This window comes from Collinsella sp. AM42-18AC, from assembly GCF_003467965.1.
In the GTDB taxonomy this organism is placed as follows: domain Bacteria; phylum Actinomycetota; class Coriobacteriia; order Coriobacteriales; family Coriobacteriaceae; genus Collinsella.
Genome location: NZ_QSFY01000030.1, coordinates 1 through 2,379 on the forward strand (window position 1 = coordinate 1; position 2,379 = coordinate 2,379).

Consider the following 2,379-nt stretch of genomic DNA (forward strand, 5'->3'; position numbering starts at 1 on the left):
TGTTAGCGCCGGGCGATTTTAGCCGCTAATAGTCAAACTATTTTGACCAATCCCGGTCACCGAATAATGGCCACCGTGCCTCCCCGCCGCCACTACGCTGGTGGTGCCAACACGCCGGCGTTAGGAGGACCATTGAGGTGAACGAGAGACACGATGACCTACAGGAGATTATAGACGCGGCGCTCCGGGAGATGGCCGCGGAGGAGGGCGACGGGTTCGACCCGCAGGCATGCAACCTCGCGGAGTTCTGCAGGAGGACGGGGCTCACCCGCTCCCGCGCGAGGACGGTCAGGGCACACGGGTTCAGGGCCCTGCCCCACGGGAACAGCGGGAGGAGGGCCGCGCCGGGCGTGCTCGCCGGCCACACCGGCCTGGTGGACGACCTCCTGCGGAAGGGCGTCACCAACTCGCAGGTGATATTCGAGCGGCTGCTCGGCCAGGGCTACGCCGGCGGCCTCACCACGGTGAAGACCTATATCGCCGCGCACCGGGACCTCGTGCCCGCGAAGAGGCGGCAGGCGGCCCCGCAGGGCTGCCGCGGCCAGCGCTTCAGGACGGCGCCCGGAGAGGCCTACCAGATGGACTGGGGCTTCGTCGCGGTCGAGCGCCCTGGCGGGGAGCGGGCGCGGATCGCCTGCTTCGCCATGGTCTGCCACCATTGCGGGGGCGCCCACGTCGAGTTCTTCCCGAACGCGCGCCAGGAGAACCTCCTCATCGGGATGCTGCACGCGTTCTCGGCGCTGGGCGTGCCCGCGACCGTGCTCACCGACAACATGAAGAGCGTGGTCGTCCGCCGCGATGCCGACGGCCGGCCCGTCTGGCAGGCCGACTACGCCGAGTTCATGGGCGTCGTCGGCTTCCGCACCAGGTTGTGCAGGCCGCGCCACCCCTATACGAAGGGCAAGGTGGAGAGGCTCGTCCGCTTCGTGAAGGGGAACTTCCTCGCGGGAAGGTCCTTTACCGACCTTGACGCCCTCAACCGGGAGGCCGCCCTCTGGTGCGCCGAGCAGGGAGGCCGCTGGCGGCGCGCGGCGGCATGCGTCCCGATGCGCGAGCACGAGGCGGCGTGCTCGGCGAACACCAGGCCGCTCGAGGTCACGGCCGAGGTCGAGCGGTACCTGTGCCCGCGCCGGAAGATCTCCTTCGACGGCTTCGTGAGCTTCGAGGGGCACCGCTACGGCGTGCCCTACTGGTACGTCCGCCGCGAGTGCAGGGTGAACCGGGAGGGGCGCGTGGTGCACATATACAGCGACGACCTCTCCCGCGAGCTCGTCGCCCACGCCGTCGGCACCGGCGCCGACAGCTGGTGCGAGGGGCAGTGGGAGACATCGCCGGCGCAGCCCGAGGAGCTGCCGACCCAGCCGGTGGGGACCGTGGTCGAGCAAATCGCCCCGCCCAGGACGAAACCCGGTTTCGAGAGGTTCGACTTCGGGAGGGCCGAATGATGGCGGGCGCGGGGGCGAGCCCCTACGAGCTCGCGAGCGACGCCGCGTCGAGGCTCGGGATCGCCGTCGGGGCGGAGGAGCTCGCGACCCTCGCCTCGGACCTCGACCTCGGCGACGGGGAGATGGCCGCCGTGGCAGCCACCTTCTCCTACCTTGCGGAGAAGAGGAGGCTCGCCTCCATCGAGACGCTGCTGAGGCTGAGCAGGCTGCCCAGGCGCGAGCCCAAGACCTTCGAGGGCTTCGACTTCTCCAGGATCCAGGGCCGGGACGCGGCCGCGCTGGGCAAGCTCCCGTCGCTGGCCGACCTCTACGCGCACCGCAACGTCGCCTTCGTCGGGCCCGGCGGCATAGGGAAGACGCACCTCGCGCAGGCCTACGGGCGCGAGTGCTGCATGCGGGGGCTCAAGACCTACTACATAAAGGCGACCGAGCTCAGGGACAGGTTCCAGAAGGCCGTCCAGCGGGGAAACACCTCGCGGGTCGTCTCCTCGCTCGTCAAGCCGTCGTGCCTCATCGTTGACGAGGTGGGGAGATGCGTCTACGACAGGCCGTGCACCGACCTGTTCTTCGATGTCGTCGACAGGCGCTACGAGAAGGAGGGGCCGAACGCGATGGTCCTCACGAGCAACATCGCCCGGAGCGGGTGGGATGAGTTCTTCACGGGCGACGACACGCTCCTCTGCGCCCTCGACAGGCTGTTCGACAAGGCGTCGGTGTTCGTGATGCGGGGCCCGAGCTACCGCGGCAGGGAGCTTGACACCTACTCGGTGGAGGCCGTCCCCCAGGCGGTGAAGGTGAGGGGGATCCAGCCCGAGGGGATGTAGGAATGCGATAGGAAAGTCATAGATGCGGGCGTGTTGGCTAAAATGGGTCGGCCGGGATTGGTCAATCTCGGCCGACTATATTTGGCTAAATTATTCCGGCGCTAACAATG

2 protein-coding genes are annotated in these 2,379 nt (G+C 68.3%); both read left to right on the plus strand.

Going from position 1 to position 2,379, the window contains the following annotated elements; all coding sequences use genetic code 11:
- The first annotated feature begins 137 nt into the window (after positions 1–137).
- Positions 138–1,445 carry an IS21 family transposase gene (istA, locus tag DW913_RS09880; protein WP_035138955.1) on the plus strand — a complete coding sequence of 436 codons (1,308 nt, stop codon included), beginning with the start codon at positions 138–140 and terminating at the stop codon, positions 1,443–1,445.
- Positions 1,442–2,269, plus strand: a complete 828-nt coding sequence (locus DW913_RS09885; RefSeq protein WP_117798379.1) for an ATP-binding protein — start codon at positions 1,442–1,444, stop codon at positions 2,267–2,269. The genes istA and DW913_RS09885 overlap by 4 nt, the downstream gene beginning before the upstream one ends.
- Positions 2,270–2,379: the final 110 nt, after the last annotated feature.

Coding starts and splice junctions, on each gene's coding strand:
- DW913_RS09885 (WP_117798379.1), top strand. CDS start 1,442: ATGATGGCGGGCGCGGGGGCGAGCCCCTACGAGCTCGCGAGCGACGCC.